The organism is Paenibacillus herberti, assembly GCF_002233675.1.
GTDB classification, from domain to species: domain Bacteria; phylum Bacillota; class Bacilli; order Paenibacillales; family Paenibacillaceae; genus Paenibacillus_O; species Paenibacillus_O herberti.
In genome coordinates this window covers 426281-444337 of the sequence record NZ_NMUQ01000001.1, presented here as the reverse complement: position 1 = coordinate 444337, position 18057 = coordinate 426281, and the positions used below count along the sequence as shown (strand labels likewise).

The 18057-nt window shown below is 49.4% G+C and carries 18 protein-coding genes; all 18 read right to left on the bottom strand.

Annotation, left to right across the window (positions count from 1 at the left end; all coding sequences use genetic code 11):
- On the bottom strand, positions 1-353 hold a 353-nt coding region (locus tag CGZ75_RS24980), incomplete at its 3' end, for a hypothetical protein (RefSeq protein WP_176444644.1).
- 96 nt (positions 354-449) lie between these two features.
- Positions 450-740 (bottom strand): WXG100 family type VII secretion target, encoded by a 291-nt coding sequence (locus CGZ75_RS02100; protein ID WP_089522650.1) that lies wholly within the window; start codon positions 738-740, stop codon positions 450-452.
- A gap of 103 nt (positions 741-843) precedes the next feature.
- Positions 844-4461: a DUF5704 domain-containing protein gene (locus CGZ75_RS02095; RefSeq protein WP_089522649.1), complete on the bottom strand. Its 3618-nt coding sequence runs from the start codon at positions 4459-4461 to the stop codon at positions 844-846.
- Between the two features lie 4 nt (positions 4462-4465).
- Positions 4466-5722, bottom strand: a complete 1257-nt coding sequence (locus CGZ75_RS02090; protein WP_089522648.1) for an S-layer homology domain-containing protein — start codon at positions 5720-5722, stop codon at positions 4466-4468.
- Positions 5723-5758: 36 nt separating this feature from the next.
- Complete coding sequence (locus CGZ75_RS02085; RefSeq protein ID WP_089522647.1) at positions 5759-6745, bottom strand: hypothetical protein; 987 nt, start codon at positions 6743-6745, stop codon at positions 5759-5761.
- A complete protein-coding gene (locus tag CGZ75_RS02080; RefSeq protein ID WP_089522646.1) occupies positions 6732-7283 on the bottom strand; it encodes a hypothetical protein in 552 nt (183 codons plus the stop codon). Before CGZ75_RS02080 ends, CGZ75_RS02085 begins: the two co-directional genes overlap by 14 nt.
- A 15-nt stretch (positions 7284-7298) precedes the next feature.
- Entirely contained in the window at positions 7299-7598 is a 300-nt protein-coding gene (locus CGZ75_RS02075; RefSeq protein ID WP_089522645.1) for a hypothetical protein, read from the bottom strand.
- Between the two features lie 123 nt (positions 7599-7721).
- The gene (locus CGZ75_RS02070) at positions 7722-8234 is read right to left on the bottom strand and encodes a hypothetical protein (protein WP_089522644.1); all 513 of its coding nucleotides are present in this window, start codon (positions 8232-8234) and stop codon (positions 7722-7724) included.
- Between the two features lie 30 nt (positions 8235-8264).
- Entirely contained in the window at positions 8265-8756 is a 492-nt protein-coding gene (locus tag CGZ75_RS02065; RefSeq protein ID WP_089522643.1) for a hypothetical protein, read from the bottom strand.
- 23 nt (positions 8757-8779) lie between these two features.
- Positions 8780-10861 (bottom strand): hypothetical protein, encoded by a 2082-nt coding sequence (locus CGZ75_RS02060; protein ID WP_089522642.1) that lies wholly within the window; start codon positions 10859-10861, stop codon positions 8780-8782.
- Complete coding sequence (locus CGZ75_RS02055) at positions 10858-12708, bottom strand: ATPase, T2SS/T4P/T4SS family (RefSeq protein WP_089522641.1); 1851 nt, start codon at positions 12706-12708, stop codon at positions 10858-10860. Before CGZ75_RS02055 ends, CGZ75_RS02060 begins: the two co-directional genes overlap by 4 nt.
- Positions 12701-13516, bottom strand: coding sequence for a hypothetical protein (locus CGZ75_RS02050; RefSeq protein ID WP_089522640.1), 816 nt, complete (start codon positions 13514-13516; stop codon positions 12701-12703). The genes CGZ75_RS02055 and CGZ75_RS02050 overlap by 8 nt, the downstream gene beginning before the upstream one ends.
- A gap of 3 nt (positions 13517-13519) precedes the next feature.
- Complete coding sequence (locus CGZ75_RS02045; RefSeq protein WP_089522639.1) at positions 13520-14089, bottom strand: hypothetical protein; 570 nt, start codon at positions 14087-14089, stop codon at positions 13520-13522.
- 2 nt (positions 14090-14091) lie between these two features.
- Positions 14092-15147 carry an SAF domain-containing protein gene (locus tag CGZ75_RS02040; protein WP_089522638.1) on the bottom strand — a complete coding sequence of 352 codons (1056 nt, stop codon included), beginning with the start codon at positions 15145-15147 and terminating at the stop codon, positions 14092-14094.
- A 72-nt stretch (positions 15148-15219) separates the two neighbouring features.
- The gene (locus CGZ75_RS02035) at positions 15220-15510 is read right to left on the bottom strand and encodes a hypothetical protein (RefSeq protein ID WP_089522637.1); all 291 of its coding nucleotides are present in this window, start codon (positions 15508-15510) and stop codon (positions 15220-15222) included.
- A gap of 87 nt (positions 15511-15597) precedes the next feature.
- Entirely contained in the window at positions 15598-17085 is a 1488-nt protein-coding gene (locus tag CGZ75_RS02030; protein ID WP_089522636.1) for a hypothetical protein, read from the bottom strand.
- 17 nt (positions 17086-17102) lie between these two features.
- Positions 17103-17369: a hypothetical protein gene (locus CGZ75_RS02025; RefSeq protein WP_089522635.1), complete on the bottom strand. Its 267-nt coding sequence runs from the start codon at positions 17367-17369 to the stop codon at positions 17103-17105.
- The gene (locus CGZ75_RS02020) at positions 17332-18033 is read right to left on the bottom strand and encodes a hypothetical protein (protein WP_141136632.1); all 702 of its coding nucleotides are present in this window, start codon (positions 18031-18033) and stop codon (positions 17332-17334) included. The genes CGZ75_RS02025 and CGZ75_RS02020 overlap by 38 nt, the downstream gene beginning before the upstream one ends.
- Positions 18034-18057: the final 24 nt, after the last annotated feature.

Here is an 18057-nt window from a genome sequence, read left to right as displayed (position 1 = left end):
CTAACCTGGCCATATCCAATGATCGGTTGCTTGTAAGCGCCAAACCCGAAGGGATTCCACGTTTTCCCCACCGTAAAGGTCAAGTTCATCTTGAGCCGATTCTCATTTTCCAGCCGCTCGACACCGCGCATCATGCGCCGAGCAAAATCGGCCAGTTCCTCTGCTTCTGCGGTAAGCTCTTTCGCCACTCTTACCGCACGCCCAGCTTCTCGCACAGTGGGAATCTGTTCCCATTCCCATGCGGCACCGTTCACTTGCTGCATCAGGCGCATCGCGTCCTGACCGATAGCGGTAAAGCGTTGGCGGAGGCGCTCCACATCCGCCAGATCCATTTTCACATTTGCGCCAGACAATAGAATCACCTCAATATGATTCAGGATCTTGTTCTTCCATTTAAAAAGGGACCCCTTAAGTCATTTCGACTTAAAGCAGTCCCACTAAACTAATGACTAGAACTTCTGAGCACTAATTACGCTCGTCGATAACTCGGCGTATTTCGCCGATACATTGGTCATATGTTTTTCTAGTCCATCCAATGCCTCACTGAACTTCTGAAACTCCTTTTGGGATTGCTGAACTTTAGAGATAAAGTCATCTGCTGCTTTATCTGACCAAACTTCCTTCACTCCACCGATTGTTTGCATGATTCGCTTCAACAAAGCATCAAATTCTTCCCTTTGTTTCCGAATTGCTTTAGCTTTTGTTACAAGTCCTTCATAATTCAATTTTACCTCTGCCATGAAAAACACTCCTCATAAACAATGTAATTTATTCCTTATTATACTATCGGTAATTTAATTATAAATGATTAGTAATAATTAAAATTAATGTAATATCACTATTTTATTCTTTTCTACCTCTACCTTCATAATCATTCCTGACGGAAAAATCAGATTCATAAAAAATGACATCCCCAGAACGGAACGAGAAGGAATTGCTCCATAGGTCGCTTGCTGATGTCAGCTGCCCTTCAATTGACCACATATTTGCAATAGGAGCTTTATACCCCAGCACCTTTGTTTCAACATCAGAATTTCGAAGTGTGTACAAGCCAAAATTCACGAGAATATATCCCCCTTTGAGGAACTCCGTCTCGTCACCATCCAAGATGCCCCCGTATCGGGCAGCCAATCTCTCTATACCAGTGCCCTTCGGCAAAATATAAGGAGCAGACGGGATATGATATTCTCCATACCAATGCTGCACACTCCGGAGAGCCTCGGTCGGATTGACCCTCTGCGGAATTTGAGTCGGCCCGATAAGCGTCCGTCCTTTATATCCCAATATCTCTGAGCCGTATCCATAGCCGATTTTCGTCTTGCGCTTTACATACTCCGTGTAGAACTTAGGCCAAGGCTTCTCCTGGCGCTGTGAACCGTCCCAAATGAAGTTATACTCGTAATTTGCCGTAGATTTCAGCTCATCGTCAGGGATATTCCGCATCGGATCAGCCAATTGATAGGTGCGGGTATAGGTCATTTTATCCCTTGCAGAACCAACACCGATCATTTTGCTGCCGTTGCCCGAAGCATCGTAATAAAGATCGACTTGCCGGGGTTCGCCGCCCGTGCGAGGTACGAACCAGAACGTTGGCTCGATTCGAATTCCTTCCCCTTTATCCCACACGTTTCCAATGGTGCGAAAATCGAACAGGAACGCATACCCGCTGTGGGGGACAGTTGCCGCCTCACCTGGAACCGATCCCGGACGAATCGGCAGCAGCTGTTGCGGCTTACCCTCTAGAGCTGTCGGCTGGCCGTTCTCGTCACGTCCTCCGGCATAATACATCCAGTCCGTATGCTCGGTGGAACCTGCAGCCGTACGAAATACCTTTTCATACCGAAAATCTCCGATATCCCAAACACGGAATTGGAATAACCTCCCCACGACTCCGACCGGGATTTCCTGTGAGGCGCAGTAGTTGGCCAGATTTGCATTCTGATTCGGCTCGCAAGACTCGATTCCCGAAGAATTGATCGCCCATGACTCTGTGCGGATGACATAATCCCCCTCATCCACCCATGTCGGCATTTTGAATTCAATAGACGGTGTTCCCACAGGAATCTGGATCCAGGTGTCGGCCGGGTAATACACCTCGTTCTGGAATACGCCAAACGGAAAACGCACCCGCTTTTCTTTCGTATAAGCTGCATAATCCCTATATCCATATCCCTGAATGGGCCGATGCTGCGCCGTTTCATCAAAATTCAGTGTAAATGGCCTGTCCAAAATAATCACCGGGCGGCTCCAATCCGGGACCATGCGTTGATCAAATGGACGATTGTCATCCGGCACTGCGGAATCGTTGACAACTGGTGTATGGACCGTGATGTCGTTCAACCCAGCAATAGGAAAGCTCATTTCCGATTGACCGTCTAAACTTCCCGGCACCATTCTGTATCGAATCGTTCCGCTTGATGGCTCTCTGAATGAATTAGCCAGCGTCGGTTCAATGATAAGCCCCGACTGATACAGAACATCCTGCCCCATCATGGAAGGAGAGGGAATTAAGCCCGGTGTAGGAGAAGTCTCCTCTTGTTCGGAGTTGTCCATCACCGTCTGACCATTCCAAACGACCTGATCATTGTTGACCAGCGGCGGCTTAGTAGCCTTTTCCGCCTCCGGTTTAAACTCTGCTTCCATTTCTCCTTGACTTGGCATTTTGTCGACTTCTTCTTCTCCCAGGTCTACAGCCTCACAGGGTTGAGGTTTGACATGCGATTCGACCTCAGTCGAATGGTCTACCGTTAGCTCTGGAGGATAATACCCTTGCGGCTGCAGTGTGACAGTTCCTCCGTACCCACTCAACGCATAATTCTGTACCTGAGCGTCCTCCAAGCCGTACGCTTCCAACTGATCGATCTGCCAGTAGGAATAAGAGCGCTTGACTTCAACGAGAATGGTAATCGGATTCGGCTGAGGCAGAGGGGGCGGCTCCGTTTCTCCACCTTCCTCACCTTCGGGAGGCGGTGGTGGGGGCGGCGGTTTGACCATAAACGTTTTTTTGACCGGAACGGTATACGTGACTTCTCCCGTCATCTGCACCCATTCATGCGCATAAAGATAGCTCAGCCCGAACACATTGGCAAAAAGACTTTCCGAGCTTGGAATTCCATCCTCCACCCGGAATGTTTCTGCTCCTCTAACATCCGATCTCAACATGCCGGAAGCGTCTGGCGATAGGGAAGACGAGACCATCTGTGATCCCGGAGAAGGAGGATCAATGACTGCTTTGCATTCCCCGATCCCGGGGGAAGGGCCGCAGTTTTCGGCGGTCACGGTGGAAGTTCCGCTCTCATCCAGCTGCTGGGAAGCATCCTTGAAACGAGCCGTTATAGTTGCCGAACCTGGGGTTCCGACCGGCGTGATTTTTCCTGAGTTGTCCACCCTTATTATAGAAGGATTAGAGCTGGTCCAAGTCAGCTTCGGATGAGCTGTAAGCTCATGAGTCTTTCCATCCTCTTTGGTTAAGTAAGCTTTTAACTGAACCGGATTTCTGCTCTGGTCTAGACAAAATTTATAACCTTTTACCGTTAACCCTGGTTCACCGCTCACCGTAATTTCCGCCGTATCGGTTATAAGGTAAGCCCCTTTTTTCCAAATTGCGCGTACGAAGGTTTTTCCAGGCTTTATGGCTGTGACAACTCCTGCGGATGTGATCGTCACTACGGTCTGATCCGCACTGGTCCATTTGGTTTCTCCAACTCTCCCCGCTACATCTATGCCACCTTTTTTATTCCACTCCTTCATACCATAATCCTTAGTGAACACCATTGCTGACATCTGTTCGTTTTCGCCAACAGAAAGTATTGAATCAGGGGTAACATCGATTTCCTTTTCTTCGTAAATCTTGCCTTTCCAGTAGACGTCCATTGGAGTGTCGTATCGAACGTTACTTTTTTTGCATCTTTTGTCTGGATCCCAGTCACCACCATAGGTAGGGGTTTTAGGATAACCAGTCAAAGTCACAATAGAAACAATGTAGCCCTGCTCAGGTATGTCTGGTTCTACCGATTCTCCGGGAACGTAACTATTGGCATTACGGATATATTTAACTTCCTTGATTTTAGGGTCTTCAACCTCATAAACATCATTTCCATTATGCGTCCATTCTAATGCTGGCCATTTCGAGAAATCTACCTGGTCTCTTACTTCTTTTAGCTTAGGGAACTGATTTGCACATATCCCCCCCGTGCTCTCGCTATCTACGAATCTACCTGAAAATTCTGCCCGGAAATCCCCATTATCCAGCTGGTACCAATAAACACCGGGATTCGCAGTTCTCTTATCTGAGGTTACCTCAATTGGTGTAGGATTCTTCATAGACTTAGGAATATTTTCTTCAGCCGCCGCATGAATTTCGGATGTATGGAGAAAAGGAAATAAGGTATTCGTTATCAAGCAAACGATCAAAAATGCGATACATAATTCTTTGAGATTGTGAAAAATATTAAATCTCATTAAATTACCATCTTTCCGTAGTGACCCACACTTTTTCTCCAGGTTCTTCTCCAAGCCTAATTATAATAGAGCCTGAATAAATCCTCGCTTTAAACCACATTCGTTTGGTTTCACCTTTATCAGGAAGATTCTCTGTCCCTCCGTTCGTCGAACCCGCGGCGTATAACCCACTTCTATCTACGATTTCTTTTGGGTACTTGGCTGCGGCAAGAAAATTATTACCAACTCGGTTAAATTCATTTATAAGTGTATTTGTATCATAGGATTCTTTGCTTTTGTTAGACTTCATCGTAGCCTCAGGATATACATAATAATAACTCGCCCCCCCTGATGTATGAGGGGTAAATTCTTCGGAAAATACCCCCGCATAAGTTCCTATCGGCTTGAGGTTCTTGTATTCTACGAATATATAACTATGCATAGTAATTTCAAATTTATGGATTGGCGTTATCATCTTTTTACCGATTGCCGCAGAGATTGGCAACGTGTTTTTCAGCGGGCGGTATTTTGTCGCTGTCATCATGTTCGTTCCTGTCATTCCAACTTCCCGCAGCTCGTTCAACACCGGGAACGTTGCGGCGTCCTTTCCCTCGGTCTGAAGATAACGGAGCAGGATAGTCGCAACCTCCGCCCTCGTTGTTGTCTGCTTGGGCTTCATTTCTCCATACTTGAACCCGCTCATTACAGCAGTCCCGCGGATAAGAGCGATGTACGGAACTTGAGCCGCCCCGATTTCGCCACGAGTATGCTCAGGTGTTGGCAGCAATGTTTTTGTCGTTTCTTCGTATGCCGTCTTGAAGCTTTCGCTCGATTGCATGAGCCCCATCGCCATCCACTTCATCATCTCATAACGCGTAATTGGCTCAGTGGACTTAAAACCCTTCCCATAATCTGCTCCTGCAATTAAGCCGAGATCGGCCAGCTTTTTCACGCCGCTCTCAGTCCAATGCCCCTTCTCCGTAATAAAATCTACAGCCGCAGTTGCATCAGGAGCTGACTGAAGCTTAGTCGCTCTTCCGAGCAGTACTGCGAATTCACCTCGTGTGATCGTTGCATTCGGCTTGTAAGTCCCGTCGGGATAACCGCCGGTCAATCCTTTTTCTACCGCTTCCTTAATGCTATTCTCCGCCCAGTGTCCCTTAATATCCTTGAAGGTTGCCGGCGCTGTGGAACCCGCTGCGGCCGTAGGATACACTCCTCCTGCCACGCTTCCTCCTACGGCTATTGCGGCGGTTAGTAATCCCGCCATCCATTTTTTCATAGTTCTCTTCCTCCCTGGTTATAGCGGCTGCAATTATTAATTCGCAGGCCCGCAATCATCAACAAAGTAGCCCTTGCGAGCAGCTTCTTCCTCATCAAACAAACTTTCGATAACGGACGCCCCACTTGTCGGCATACAAGTGTTTCCATAGGCCATCTTTTTGCCGGATGCAAGTAGCATGCCTGTCAGTCCGCTTTGCCGGACGACCGAACCGCTTCCCAGCGAAAAAGCTTCCAACGTATCTCCACCCGGCAGCGGATAACCTTGGATGAACGCCAGTACACTTACGTCCTGAATCGCTTGTCCGCCAAGATCTCTCGGGAGAGTGAAGGACAACGCCAATCCCATCCGCTTGACCAGCCCCATATGCCGATTAATCGCAGCTGCCAAGTCCGCCTCCGCTGACGACAAAATCGAGCTTTGTTTTACTTCACGGAAAAGCTCAATGGAAGTCAAAGGTCTAAGATCGGTTTTGCCTGCCAGCTCGTCATAACTGCCTTCAAGAAAACGATTACTCTGCCGATCGTATACAGTTGCTTGATCATCCAGCGTAAAATAAATCAGATTTCCATTCGTTAGCGTTGTCCAATATGGCTTTTTCGGCCAAATGAAAGGCGAAAGCTCAGCCTGGCTCGAATCATCCGCTTTGTCTGATAAAGTAATCAGATGATACCCGTCATAACCGAACAAGATTTGCGCCGGCATATGAAGCTTTAAGTTTTCAATCGCCGTTGGATTTTGTTCGAGACCATATTTAATAGCTAGATTCATATAAAAAACATTCCATACCTCAAGCTCCGCTTCCAGCTGCTTCTCACGCTGATAGTGCACAGCCGATGCTGTCTGCTGCAGCTCCAGACGGGCCAAATAGCTGCCGGCATCGTCTACCGCGGATTGGAATTCCTCGCTATATTGCTTTTGCATGACTTGTTGGTTAGAGGCGTTGTCCCGCTTCGCGTCATTCATGATAACGAGAGGAATGGCCAGCACGAGAAATACTAGCAGCACGTTAAGGGGCTTCACTTCGAACCATCCCTCCGTACTTAATAGCTATAGGAGCCGACTGTTCCCGGAAAATTAGACTTTTCATCCTGCCAGCCATCGTAGTTTCCTTGGAGGTAAGACGGAGGGTAAACATATCGCCTGCCCGCATCCGAAAGCGTCGGGAGGCTGCATCCTCTGGAACCGGTGGGTTCCCAGCCGGATAAAGGGCATTAAGAATTTCAGCGGTGAAGTAACCATCGTAACGAACGCTGAAGCTGCCCTGAAAGGTAGAGAAATTGTTCGGATCCGTATAAATTGGCTCCAAAACCTTCTTGTAATACTCCATTTGCACCTGATAGAGGAGACCCGTTGAATCTAAGGCGCTCGTGAGTAAATGGTAGTCTGACGGGTCCACATACCCTTTGGAGCGAATCCGGTCTACGAATTCAACTGCGGCAGCCGTAGCTTGCTGTCGAATATTCGACTCCGCCTGCTCCGCTTGTCGATAAGCGGGATATACGGCGAAGGCGAATACGAGCAGCACGGTTACTATGATTCCTTTGAATGCATCCGCCAAGGCCGTCCCCCCTTTCTATGTAGACTTATTGGCAGAAAACTCGGGGAGACCCCCATCTTCACTAACCGTAAGAATGTAGACAAGACCCGGCACCCTGCTCAAATCAACCGTCTCCGGGTCTGTAGTTTCATCAAATCTATGTCCATCAATATAAAGAACATATTGCCCTGCCAATGCACCGGGGACCATGCCGATGACCTGTTCACCACTGAGCTCATTCAAATTAGGATGCGGGGAATATAAAGCCTCAGCTGCAGCCGATGATTTGCTTTTGACCGTATCAATGGACGATGAAACGTTCATTTCGTAGCTCAAAAAGACGAAACCTCCTGTGGCAAACAGCGTCCAGGCAAAGAGAGTTAGGAGAAAGCTTCTTGCAGTGTCCATCCTTTACACCTTTTATCCTTTGTTAGGCATCAATTAAGTGGAATCTATAATTTATTTCTTATATTTAAACGCAACAAGCCGTACTTCTCCATTCTTGTCCTTGTAAATTTTAGATTCAAATACCGCAGTTGTGTTCACAAAAGTCGGCATAATAGTAGGATCCTGCATGGTTGCTACATCTACCGGGCTCATCGTGCTCGCTGTTTCACACTTGCTTGTCAAATCCACCGGGAGACTAGTAGAATCTGGCGGAGCATAACATTGAGTGTAATTATTTTTAGCAAAGAATCCTTTTTCGTTTTCTCCAGTCGCGATAAACACCGAAAACTGAGGACGCCCGCTATATCTCGTCGCCGCATTAATAACATCCTGCCCGGAAACATCCTTATTGTCGTAAGTGCTGAATTCAGCTTGGCTGATCAACTGATTTTGAGACAGCGTTTGTTGCTGTGCGCGGTTGAAGTAACCGTTGATGAGAAGGTAAATACTTACGCCTGCAGCAATAATTAAAATCGTAACAATAATGCCGATAACCCATTTCAAGCCTACCGAAATATTTTCCATGACCTGACACTCCACCCTAATGAAATTTGTTTATTCAGCATCAAAAAACACAGCCGTAACACGGTCGTTCGCATCGCGCACAAGCTGTGAACGATACCTCGACTGCGGCGGGATGTAACGACTGTCCCCCGCGTCAGATATATCCTCTTCCGTTACGCCGCAGTTAGAATTAGTTCCGTCCTCCAGTGTGCCGCCCCAGTAATTGAAGTTGCGACATCTGCTGCTATCACCGCCGGGGACCATGCCGAACTGCTTGGAGACGCCTGCGTTCACGTACAGAAAAAATTCCGAGTGACCCGCATAACGGCGGTAAGCGGTCAAAATTTGAGAGCCGCTAACAAGCTGATTGTCGAATGCGGCGTACTGCTGCTCGTTAAGCTCCTTTGCCTGGCTGATCGCTTGCGCGTTGGTCAGTTCGACCACGACTTGAGCTTTATTCCAAAGGAATAGCCCTGCCGTAATGACGGCAAGTGTAATCAGCAGGGATATGGTCATTTTCAGAAAGCTGGCTATATTCTCCATCCGCTCTTACCTTTCTCCTTCATTCACATCTTGCTCGTTATGACGTTCAAGTCATTGAGCTGCTGGAAAGCCATATACACAAAAGGCAGCAGCAGATAAAGCGTGAAGGTCGCCTGAATCGGCAGAAATCCGACTAGTTTGCCCAGCGTGCTTTTCCTGCTAATGACTCTCTCGTAATGCTCCCTCCGCTGCTCCATGGCAAAAGCACGTTCGGCCTCCATGTCGTCAAAGGCTTTCTGCACAGGAATGAGATCCGCCGCCACCTGAAGCCGATCCGCAAGCCGCTCCAAAGGCACAAATCTAGCATCCTCCTTCAGCTGTTCCAGCGCCTGCCAGGATCCCGCCTCATAATCCAGCATGCACCGGAGAAGAGGTCTACGGAAAATAAAGCTGTATCGGTGAAGCCATTCGATAATTTCATACACACTAATGGATGGGAACTGGCTCAGCATCATCGACAAGGTGTTAAATCCATCCACCTCGTTTTGCATTTCCCATTTCCGCATTTGAGTGCGCAGCTGGAGCATCAGATCGGGGATATAATAGGCGCCCAAGGCTAACAAAAAAGCGATTAGCGGCTCATACCAGCGATAGGTTTCCGACCTGTAGTCCATCACTCGCTGCGCAAGCAGCACAGAGTAAGCCTCTTCATCCATATCAAAGGGTAAAAATACTTTGCCCTCTGTTTGCTGCAAAATCGCATCCGTCAGCTCCTTGCCGGTCAGGCCTTGCTCGACCAACTCGCCAATTAGCTTCCGTTCGAACAAGTAACGCTCCCGGCTTAGCTCCTTCTGCGCTTCCGGCTGATTGCCGCCGGTTGTAATCGCCTCATTCGGCTCCAAAATATTGCCCCTAATGCTGGCATGAATCCATAGCTGCACTCCGATTACAAGCGTAAAAGCGATTATAGCTATAAGCAGCTTTTGAAGCGCCAACGCTGCAGGCGATAAAGAAGAGCTCGCATCCCGCAGCCTTTGCTTCGTTTTGAAGGAAGCCGGGTGATGGTCAGGGGGCATAGCTCGCATGGCGATAATTTTCACCCATTTGCGCTCAAGAACCCTGTTCAACCATCTGCCCTCCTGCTCCACAGATTGTGAATTATCTTCCACACCGCGGATAATCCGCAGTGACAGGAAGCAGAGGATGAAGGTAACGTACAGCGTGAGCAGAGAATACAGTCCCCAGGCCGAATTGTAGTATTCGGATACGATCGGAAACATGCTCTCCGACCAGTTCCGGATGGGATCAAGCATGAAAACCGGCGCAACTGCAACAAACACAAGGCCAGCAAGCAGTCGATCAATCCGCTCCCTTCTGCTTATATCCAAGTGAATCTCTTCCCGGATATTGCCCAGCATGGAAAGATAGATGGATCGCTCTCCCCGATGAACATCGTTGTCGCCATACTCCCCGATCCGATAGCTCACGCCGGCCAACTGTTTCATATATCGATTAGGCGCGATATCGTAATAGCGTTGTAATTCATCCTGCGGGTCAACGGCGCTAAGGATGGAAGCGATTTGTCGAGCGTGTATGGCTACGGCAGGTTTGCATCTTTCGGCCGCATTTTCCAGGCTTACCTGGACCATATGCGTTTGGTGATACTCATGCCGAATATCCAGTATCATGGATGACTCATCGTATAAAAGCTTCTTTTGCAGACGGCCAATCAACAGGTCGCTTATAACGCCACTCACATAAAAAGCCGCCAGCAAAATTGTAAATCGGCTCATCCAGGAGGAAGCAAACACCAGAGCGGTAACACCCATTACTACTACAACAACCAAAGTGATGAGCGTATAACCCGCCGAGCGAATTCGGATCATCCGTTCCTCTCCTGCATGCAGGAAGGAGATACGGGATCTGACTCGCCGCAAAATCAAGCTGACGAGCGGAATCTCGCTCAGCAACGGATAAGCTCTGAACAGCTGTTCCTGCCATTCTCTTTCCTTCGGCGCCGCAGGAAGCAAATCCAGCAGGCGTTTTTTCTCCCGGTTGCTGGAGCTTCCAAGACGGGACTGGACGAATTTGAGCAAAACGATGCTTGCCGCTAGAAGAACAAGCAGTGTCACAATCAGGACGATTAAACCTGCTTGCAGCGTCATGCGGCATCACTCCAATGCTCCTGGATGAACAGCCGGAATCTCTCTGCATCCTCTTCGTCCATATGTTTCATCATTTCTTCGAATTTCTGCGGGCTTATGGGATGTTTGGCTATATATTCGCCGTCTTCCCATACCAGAATGTCCCTGTATTCATAGGAGCGCTTGTCCGTAACCCGTCCGAAGTAATCCGTCATCGTGTCCATGAAGGCATCCAGCTTATCAGGCAGATTCTCATGCTCTTTGTAGCTACGAGCATATTCGTACTGGCTGTTAATTGGAATGATTTCCGTGATCCGCTCGATGTACCGTTTGCCGGAGCGGAGAACGAGATTGACATTGAAGCCGAGCACTTCTACGACTTGGCTCTCGGCCATCTTCTCATTGGAGAAAGCGCCCGAGGCGACAAGACTGTTGCGAAGCGCATTGATTAGACTTGGCAGCGTCTTGCCGTGGTGAGTGAACAACGTGTACTCAGAAGCGACTTGAGCAGCCTGAATGACATAACTAACGACCTCATGGGTAGCAGCTTCTCCGACGATATTAACTGCACCGTCCGTCTTTTTTTGCACATCCAAACCGTCCTGACCGCTGACTGTCGGTGTTTCCCGGAAGGAAAGAATATTTTTGTTCGGGTACAGCTTCCGCGCCCAAATTTCAAAGGCCGATTCCTGAATCCGAATGTTTTTGGCATCAATATATCGAATAAGCGCTTTGAGAAGCGTCGTTTTGCCAGAACCCTGCCGCCCCGTTATCGCCGTAATCTGATGACCAAGAATAAGGTAAATCAGCATATCAATTGCCAGCCGTGCATTGCCATCGGTGATCTGCTGATCGAGCTCGACTAGCGAGTCGTTGAACTTGCGCACGAAAAACGCCCAGCTTTCCGCCATCTTCGGGCGGACAACAACTACGCGGCTGCCGTCGGCCATATCGTTGATGATGTATCCCCGCGATTCATTGAGCTGACCCGGATTGCCAAAACCATAAATATTCTGGCATACCCGTTTCAGCTCATGGTCAGAGCCGAAGCCGAGAAATTCCAGCTGAACGGATTTCCCTCGATAAAAGATCCAAACCGCATTATGAGCCTGAGGCATGGTTCGTGCCTGGTTGGCCAGGTTTCTAGGGTCCATAGCATGAACGATGTCTGGAGGCATGCCGCTCGTTCCGCCGTTAATGCCGTCGATGTTCTGGTCACGAAGCTCATCGATGACTCCGAGACCCTTATAGGTTTGATACACTCGCTGAACGATGATCTCGATTTTATCCTGCAGATTCAGCCTGGGCAGCTCGGAAACGTAAATATCCCGTATTTGTGCTGCTGTTATCCGATAACCTTTTGTGCCGTCTTCCAGTTCGGTCAGTTGGTCCAGGCCATAATACGAGACCAGATGATTGAATGCATCCGCACCATGCTTCTTCTGGTACGAATGCAGCAGAATATCAAAACAATCCTGCGGAGAAAGACGGGTTGGATGTGAAAAAGGCATTGCTTTATCAACGTTGGATTCGTTAAGTCCATAGGTTTGAACGAGCAAGTCGCGAATATACAGCTTCACGTAGCGCTTAGCAGGAAGGTCTCCGTGCATGCAGCTGCGCAGCGCCTTCTGCAGCTCCCGCCGTCTTGCCTTGCGCCGACTGTATTCCTCTGCCGACACTCCCCCGTCATAGAGAGAAGTAGACAACATATCCTCAAGCGCTTTGCGAACGAACAGGATCATTTCGTCGAAATCATACTTGAGATGCCGAGCGGCCGGCTCTACCTCTGTTTTTTTTCGGCCCAGCCATACGAATATAAAAACAGCTAGAATCAGAAATACAGCGAGCAGCAACCAGGTATTAATCATCTCCTGCCTCCAAATCCGAAGCCGGATACAGCTCTAATGCCTGAAGGAGCATTCCACCCAGATGGCGAAGCGATTTAGTGAACTCAGCCTCTTCGCTAAACTCCAAGAACTTCCCCTTTGCCTCGCGAGCCCTCATGAGGTAAGTCATAAGCTGCCCTTCATTTTGAGCGTCCATAAGGCGAACGTTGCGTGGTACGGCTCCGATTTCTTTTTTGGAAATTCCGTACTGCCTCATAATCCGGTCCTTATGCAGCTTGGAGCCGCGCTCATACGAACCAATGCAGGATAAAACCGACTTTCCTGACGGCAACTCGCGGCGGATATCATTGAAGTAGCGGTCTAGCAAAAGTCGGTTCTGGTTCACGCTAGTGACGATCACATCTGCTTTGTCCAACAGATAACTTCTCAGCTCGGATCCGGTGCAGGCCGACAGGTCAACGAACAACAAATCGTAAAAACGGCGATAGCCTTCCAGAATATGCGGCATCAGCTCTTGAATCTGGTCCTCCGTTAAATTTCTGGAGGCTAGCAGATCCAGTCGCTCCCGTAGTATCGGCTCGGCGTGATCCCGAAGCCCTTCGGATGAAAACATGCCGCAGCTGAACAACCTGTGAACAGCATCCAATCCTCGCTGCTCACCCGCTCTATCTGACTTTAGGAGCCAGCGCTCTAAATCGCCATTTTTTTCGCTGCTTTGGGTCAGTAGAATTCTCATGTGATAATCCAGCGCCAATGTTGAAGCTACTGCCGCCATGTTCGTAGTTGAGCGGGACTGCCCCTCGAAAGGACTCCAAAAAATAATCAGCATGACTTACCCCCGCTTCCTGGCAAATTGCCATAATTTCTTGATGTCCGCGCGGGGGACGTCGGCTTGATCAACCAGACATTCGTTGATTGCTGCAGCGAAATCCTTGTCTACTTTGTAGCTGATCGTCCCTTGATGACTCCACTCGATCTTCCGTTCCGGGCTGGACATATAGTCGATGATGAGCGAGGCCGTTGGGTACCTTTTCTCCATATATCTCAGTCCGATGTTGCATTCTTCCTCGATGATGAGAACCTTGTCCGGAGCTTGATCATCCATGAGCAGATCCAAATTTTCTAAGGATCCACGGCTATAATCGGAAGCAAAAACCAATTTAGCTTCTCCTATATCGTCCGGAAGCCGGTTATGCCAATCGTAAAGGGCTACTTCAGCATCTTCCGGTAGCCCAGTCCCCGTTACCGTCACTCCTGGAATGTTCTCCTGGAAATAACGGTAACGTTCTTCCTTATCCGTCACGATGTACGCTTCCTTGCCGGTATGAGCATGAAGCAGGGAAGCCATCATGAGCACAAAATCATGTTTGTCGCATTCTCCCGCTAAAACAATCCTTGTCATCCTCATTCCCCTCCCAACAAATTGCTGTCATCGGGAACTTCGGAGTCGCCAGTTGCTTCCGATTGAGTGGCAGGCGGCTTATCAGCCGTCGAATCGACGGGTGCTTGATTGGAGGAGTCAATTGATCCTCCGGTCGAGCTGGAGCTGCCCGAAGCCCCAGGAGCCTCAGTCGCTCCGCCTGAAGCCTTGCGTCGAGATACGCCGCTTCCCGCGGGAGCCTCTGCTCCCACGCGAATCTGACCGTCACCCTCCGACTTTTTCAGGCGATCTTCCAAACCTGCGCGAAGCTCGCCGGCAAGCGCCCACTTAGCCTGATCAACGATCAGCGGGTTCTTATCGATTACTTTCAACACATCTTTGTTAGGAAGATAAGTAATGATTGGAGCAGGCTGCAGCTCTGGCTCGACATATTCCTTCATATAGAGCTCCGCCTTGTTCACATAGGCGTCTACGAGCGCTGCCTGAAGCAGCAAGCTTTCCTCTTCCGAACCATTGAAGAAGGTATACTGGTTTGCCATGTCGACATCTTCCAGCTTCTTCTTGCCAACGACGATGTAATCCTCACCGTTAGGGAATACGATTCGGATATCAACGACGCTGTCCTGAGCCAGCCGCAATGGAAGCTTAATATACTCCGTTTCTTCTTTCCTCTCGGAAGCGTCTAAAACAGGCATGTCTCTAATCATCGCGGCAGTCAGAGTTGTCCCCGGCTCAGCAGCGATTTTGAGGAATTTGCCGATTAGCAGGCTGGGGTCGGTCACCGCATTTAGCGGCGTCGAGAACTCCGGAATTTGTTCTTCACGGATATCCTCTTCACCGATCTCCTCTCCGGCTGCCTTGGGAGAGAGCAGCACATAGGCCACTCGGGATTGATCCATGTACCGCGCCAGCTCTTCCTTCTGTTCTGCCAGCTGCCGTTCGTAGGCTACCCGTTCCTCAATCAGTTGGGCATTGTAGTATCGATAACTTGCAAACCAAACCCCGGATGTCAAAATTACCGTCAGCGATCCGGTTAACAGCGCGATTTTTTTTATTTTTTTACTCTTTCGTACTGCCACTTTAAACCCTCCATATCTGTACTGCCCGTCCCCCTTCACAACCAAGCACTGCAATTGAGGTAAGACGTATTTCTAAGGTTTGCGGACTGGAGCCTTAGGAGGAGGAGGCTTCGCCATCGCCGCCGCCCGAGCGGCCGCATCTGCAGCTGCACGCTCCTGGGCTTCCCGTTGCCTTCGAGCTTCCTCTTCCTGCTCTTTCTGTTGAAGAATATTGGCATAGCTGTTAATCGAGCTTTTAATCGATTCCAGCGTCGAGGCCAGATTAGCCATTTTTGCGACCCATTCTGCTTTTTTACGATTAAGCTCTTCTCGCCCAAGGCCGTCCCAAGTGACGCCGAAGCCAGCCGCTTTCATGTCGTACATGCAATCAGTAGCTTCTCTTATGTAATCATTGCATTTTAGAGCTATTCTACGGGCTTCCGTCGAATGCATGGCTCTATCTCCCTTCTTCTACTTCGTATCCGGGACGATTGATATTCCGATAAACAACAGCATTAGAGCTACGAAAACGATCCCTCCCGCCACTGCCCAAAGGATAACCGGCTTCCGAAACAGCCTCTTTTCCGTTCCAAGAAGCTTCATGACCCATTCAACTGCTTCCTTATCCGGGCTCAGAGGATCTTGATGAAGCGGGATGAGAGTTGAGCGCAGCTCGGGAAAATCCTTTTTCAGTCTTTTAAGTACTTCTTGATGGCCATTCTCCAAAAGCAACCGACAGCGCTTCTGCTCCGCCAAGCTGAGCGTATCCAACCTCTCTTTGAGCAGTTCATATTTCCACATGGCTCCGTTACCGACCATGACTGGAACCTGCGTATTCCACCACAGCTCCATCCCGCCGATTCCCCTACGCTCCCGGTGAATATCCAGCCACAATAAAATATGAGTGTACCCGCTCGTCATGAGCTCAGATATATCCCAGGCGAAATCCCTCCGGTAAAAGGTAACCCCTTCATGCTCAAACATGCTTGAAGTTGAATCAGCCTCTTCCCCGTCAAAAACTAGATCCTCCAACGAACTGATCTCCGGACGATCATCCCCGCACACGAGCGGCTTCCAGCCCAGTGAGGCAAGGGACGAGGCGAGCAGGAACACGGCCGCCCCAACATCCTCTTCTGCACCGGCCCCGCAAAAACCAAGCACGAGCGGCAATCGACTTCCTCCAGCTGCAGCTGGGACGAATGCTGGCTGACCAGCCTCTGCTTCCTTCGCCACAACAGGAGCAGGCCTGACCTCTTCGACAGCTCGAGTCGGTGTTGGCGGCCTAACCGCTACGGGCGGAGAGCTGGCCAGCCCTGGACGGACACCCCCGCTAGGGGTCACAGCCCGCTTAGGCCAGGCAGAAGTTTGGGGCTGCGTCTGAACAACCGGACGTTGCCTTTCTGGCGCTGCAGCTGCATTCCCCTGAATTGCTGGCGACGGTGTAGTCCCTGCCGGGGTCGCTGCCGGAGCAATTGAACCCGCATCCGGAATCGTTGGTGCCGGATTCTTTTTACCAAGGCCGAACAGCCCTTTTTTAGGTTCAAGGATGTTGTAGTAATCCCGCGTCGTCTTTTTCTCCTTGATCCAAGCCTGGAGATCTGCACTTTGGAATTTAATCGTAAAATGCAGATCATGGATGCCCAGATTCACCATGGAACGAATAAATTCAACATCCTCTTGCAGAGATGGATCCAGCTGCACGATAAGTCGAGTTCTCTTCAATTGCTGGCGAAACAAAGTCATGTAATAAAGCACATCCGCAGCCTTCACAGGATGACCGAGCCCGGCTCCACCCTCAATGATCACGATGGAGGAAGGGTCGACTTCCCTAGATTCGAAACCTTCTACAACCTGCTGAAGCGTGGAATGCTTCCCAGATATGATGTACCCTTCATGTTCCAGCGATCGTCCGAGCAAGAGGGTGAGCTCCGGCGAGCCGATCAAATGCACGCTTTTCATCGCGATTACCTCCTTGTTTAAACATCAGCTAACGGCTGTCTCCCGAATCGGATCAGTGCACCGTCACCGTGTATCGCAGCCGACAGGAGCGATTCAGGCCTTACTGCTGACCATTGATCCCCCGTCTCACTAACCTCGCAGAACTGTGCTTCTTCCTCCTGCAGCCAAGAATTTTCTTTAAGTATTGCTGCAAGCTGAACAGCCGACAGATTAAGCGAGATGTTCACATCTATGGATTTCTCCGGCTTATCGCGCTGGAGCACTGTAATGATAACTGTTGACATTTAATCCCCTCCACTCGTCCGCCGCTTCCCATAACCATCTGACTGAAAGGTCCATCACCTGGAAAAAAGACAGCGTAGCCAGTCCTTCTGCCGGGTTTCCTTCCTCCCTGCAAGCTTGCCAAACCTCAGTGTTATTCTGCGATAAAAGATGCAGCGACTTAACGACATGCGCTTCATCTCCGCTAGCCTCCACGGCCGCCAAGGAAATCTGACGCGAAGGTCTAGATTCACCTTCTTTATCCAACTCACTGTTTTGGCTCGAAATTCTAGACGCGATCTGAGCTAACATCTCATAGAGCCCATGCATCTCTACCATGCTGCATGAGGCATCCACCGTGTTGCGTTCAAGCTCGTACGCTTTCTCTTGGTCAAAAAAATAATAATATCTACTGCCTGCCCCATTCTCCGTATCTATTGCCATAAGGAGATAGCGGCTGCTGGAAGCTCCAGCACGCGCAAATCGCTCCATCTCGGGCAAAATGCGAATCTCGCCGCTGAAATCGACCTCTAAGCACTTTTTCCTCTCCAAGCTGATTTGCTGCTTATTCATGAACTTCTGGAGATCTCCGAAGTTATCTTCGGCCGTCGCCGCTTCCAAGCCAGGGAAGTGCTTGAGACCGAGCAAGGAAACCATATAGAGAATCTCATCCAGGGTTAAACTCATGAATGATCGCTTAGGATACATTAC

Coding starts and splice junctions, on each gene's coding strand:
- CGZ75_RS02100 (WP_089522650.1), bottom strand. CDS start 740: ATGGCAGAGGTAAAATTGAATTATGAAGGACTTGTAACAAAAGCTAAA.
- CGZ75_RS02095 (WP_089522649.1), bottom strand. CDS start 4,461: ATGAGATTTAATATTTTTCACAATCTCAAAGAATTATGTATCGCATTT.
- CGZ75_RS02090 (WP_089522648.1), bottom strand. CDS start 5,722: ATGAAAAAATGGATGGCGGGATTACTAACCGCCGCAATAGCCGTAGGA.
- CGZ75_RS02070 (WP_089522644.1), bottom strand. CDS start 8,234: ATGGAAAATATTTCGGTAGGCTTGAAATGGGTTATCGGCATTATTGTT.
- CGZ75_RS02065 (WP_089522643.1), bottom strand. CDS start 8,756: ATGGAGAATATAGCCAGCTTTCTGAAAATGACCATATCCCTGCTGATT.
- CGZ75_RS02060 (WP_089522642.1), bottom strand. CDS start 10,861: ATGACGCTGCAAGCAGGTTTAATCGTCCTGATTGTGACACTGCTTGTT.
- CGZ75_RS02055 (WP_089522641.1), bottom strand. CDS start 12,708: ATGATTAATACCTGGTTGCTGCTCGCTGTATTTCTGATTCTAGCTGTT.
- CGZ75_RS02050 (WP_089522640.1), bottom strand. CDS start 13,516: ATGCTGATTATTTTTTGGAGTCCTTTCGAGGGGCAGTCCCGCTCAACT.
- CGZ75_RS02045 (WP_089522639.1), bottom strand. CDS start 14,089: ATGACAAGGATTGTTTTAGCGGGAGAATGCGACAAACATGATTTTGTG.
- CGZ75_RS02035 (WP_089522637.1), bottom strand. CDS start 15,510: ATGTACGACATGAAAGCGGCTGGCTTCGGCGTCACTTGGGACGGCCTT.
- CGZ75_RS02030 (WP_089522636.1), bottom strand. CDS start 17,085: ATGAAAAGCGTGCATTTGATCGGCTCGCCGGAGCTCACCCTCTTGCTC.
- CGZ75_RS02025 (WP_089522635.1), bottom strand. CDS start 17,369: ATGTCAACAGTTATCATTACAGTGCTCCAGCGCGATAAGCCGGAGAAA.
- CGZ75_RS02020 (WP_141136632.1), bottom strand. CDS start 18,033: ATGAGTTTAACCCTGGATGAGATTCTCTATATGGTTTCCTTGCTCGGT.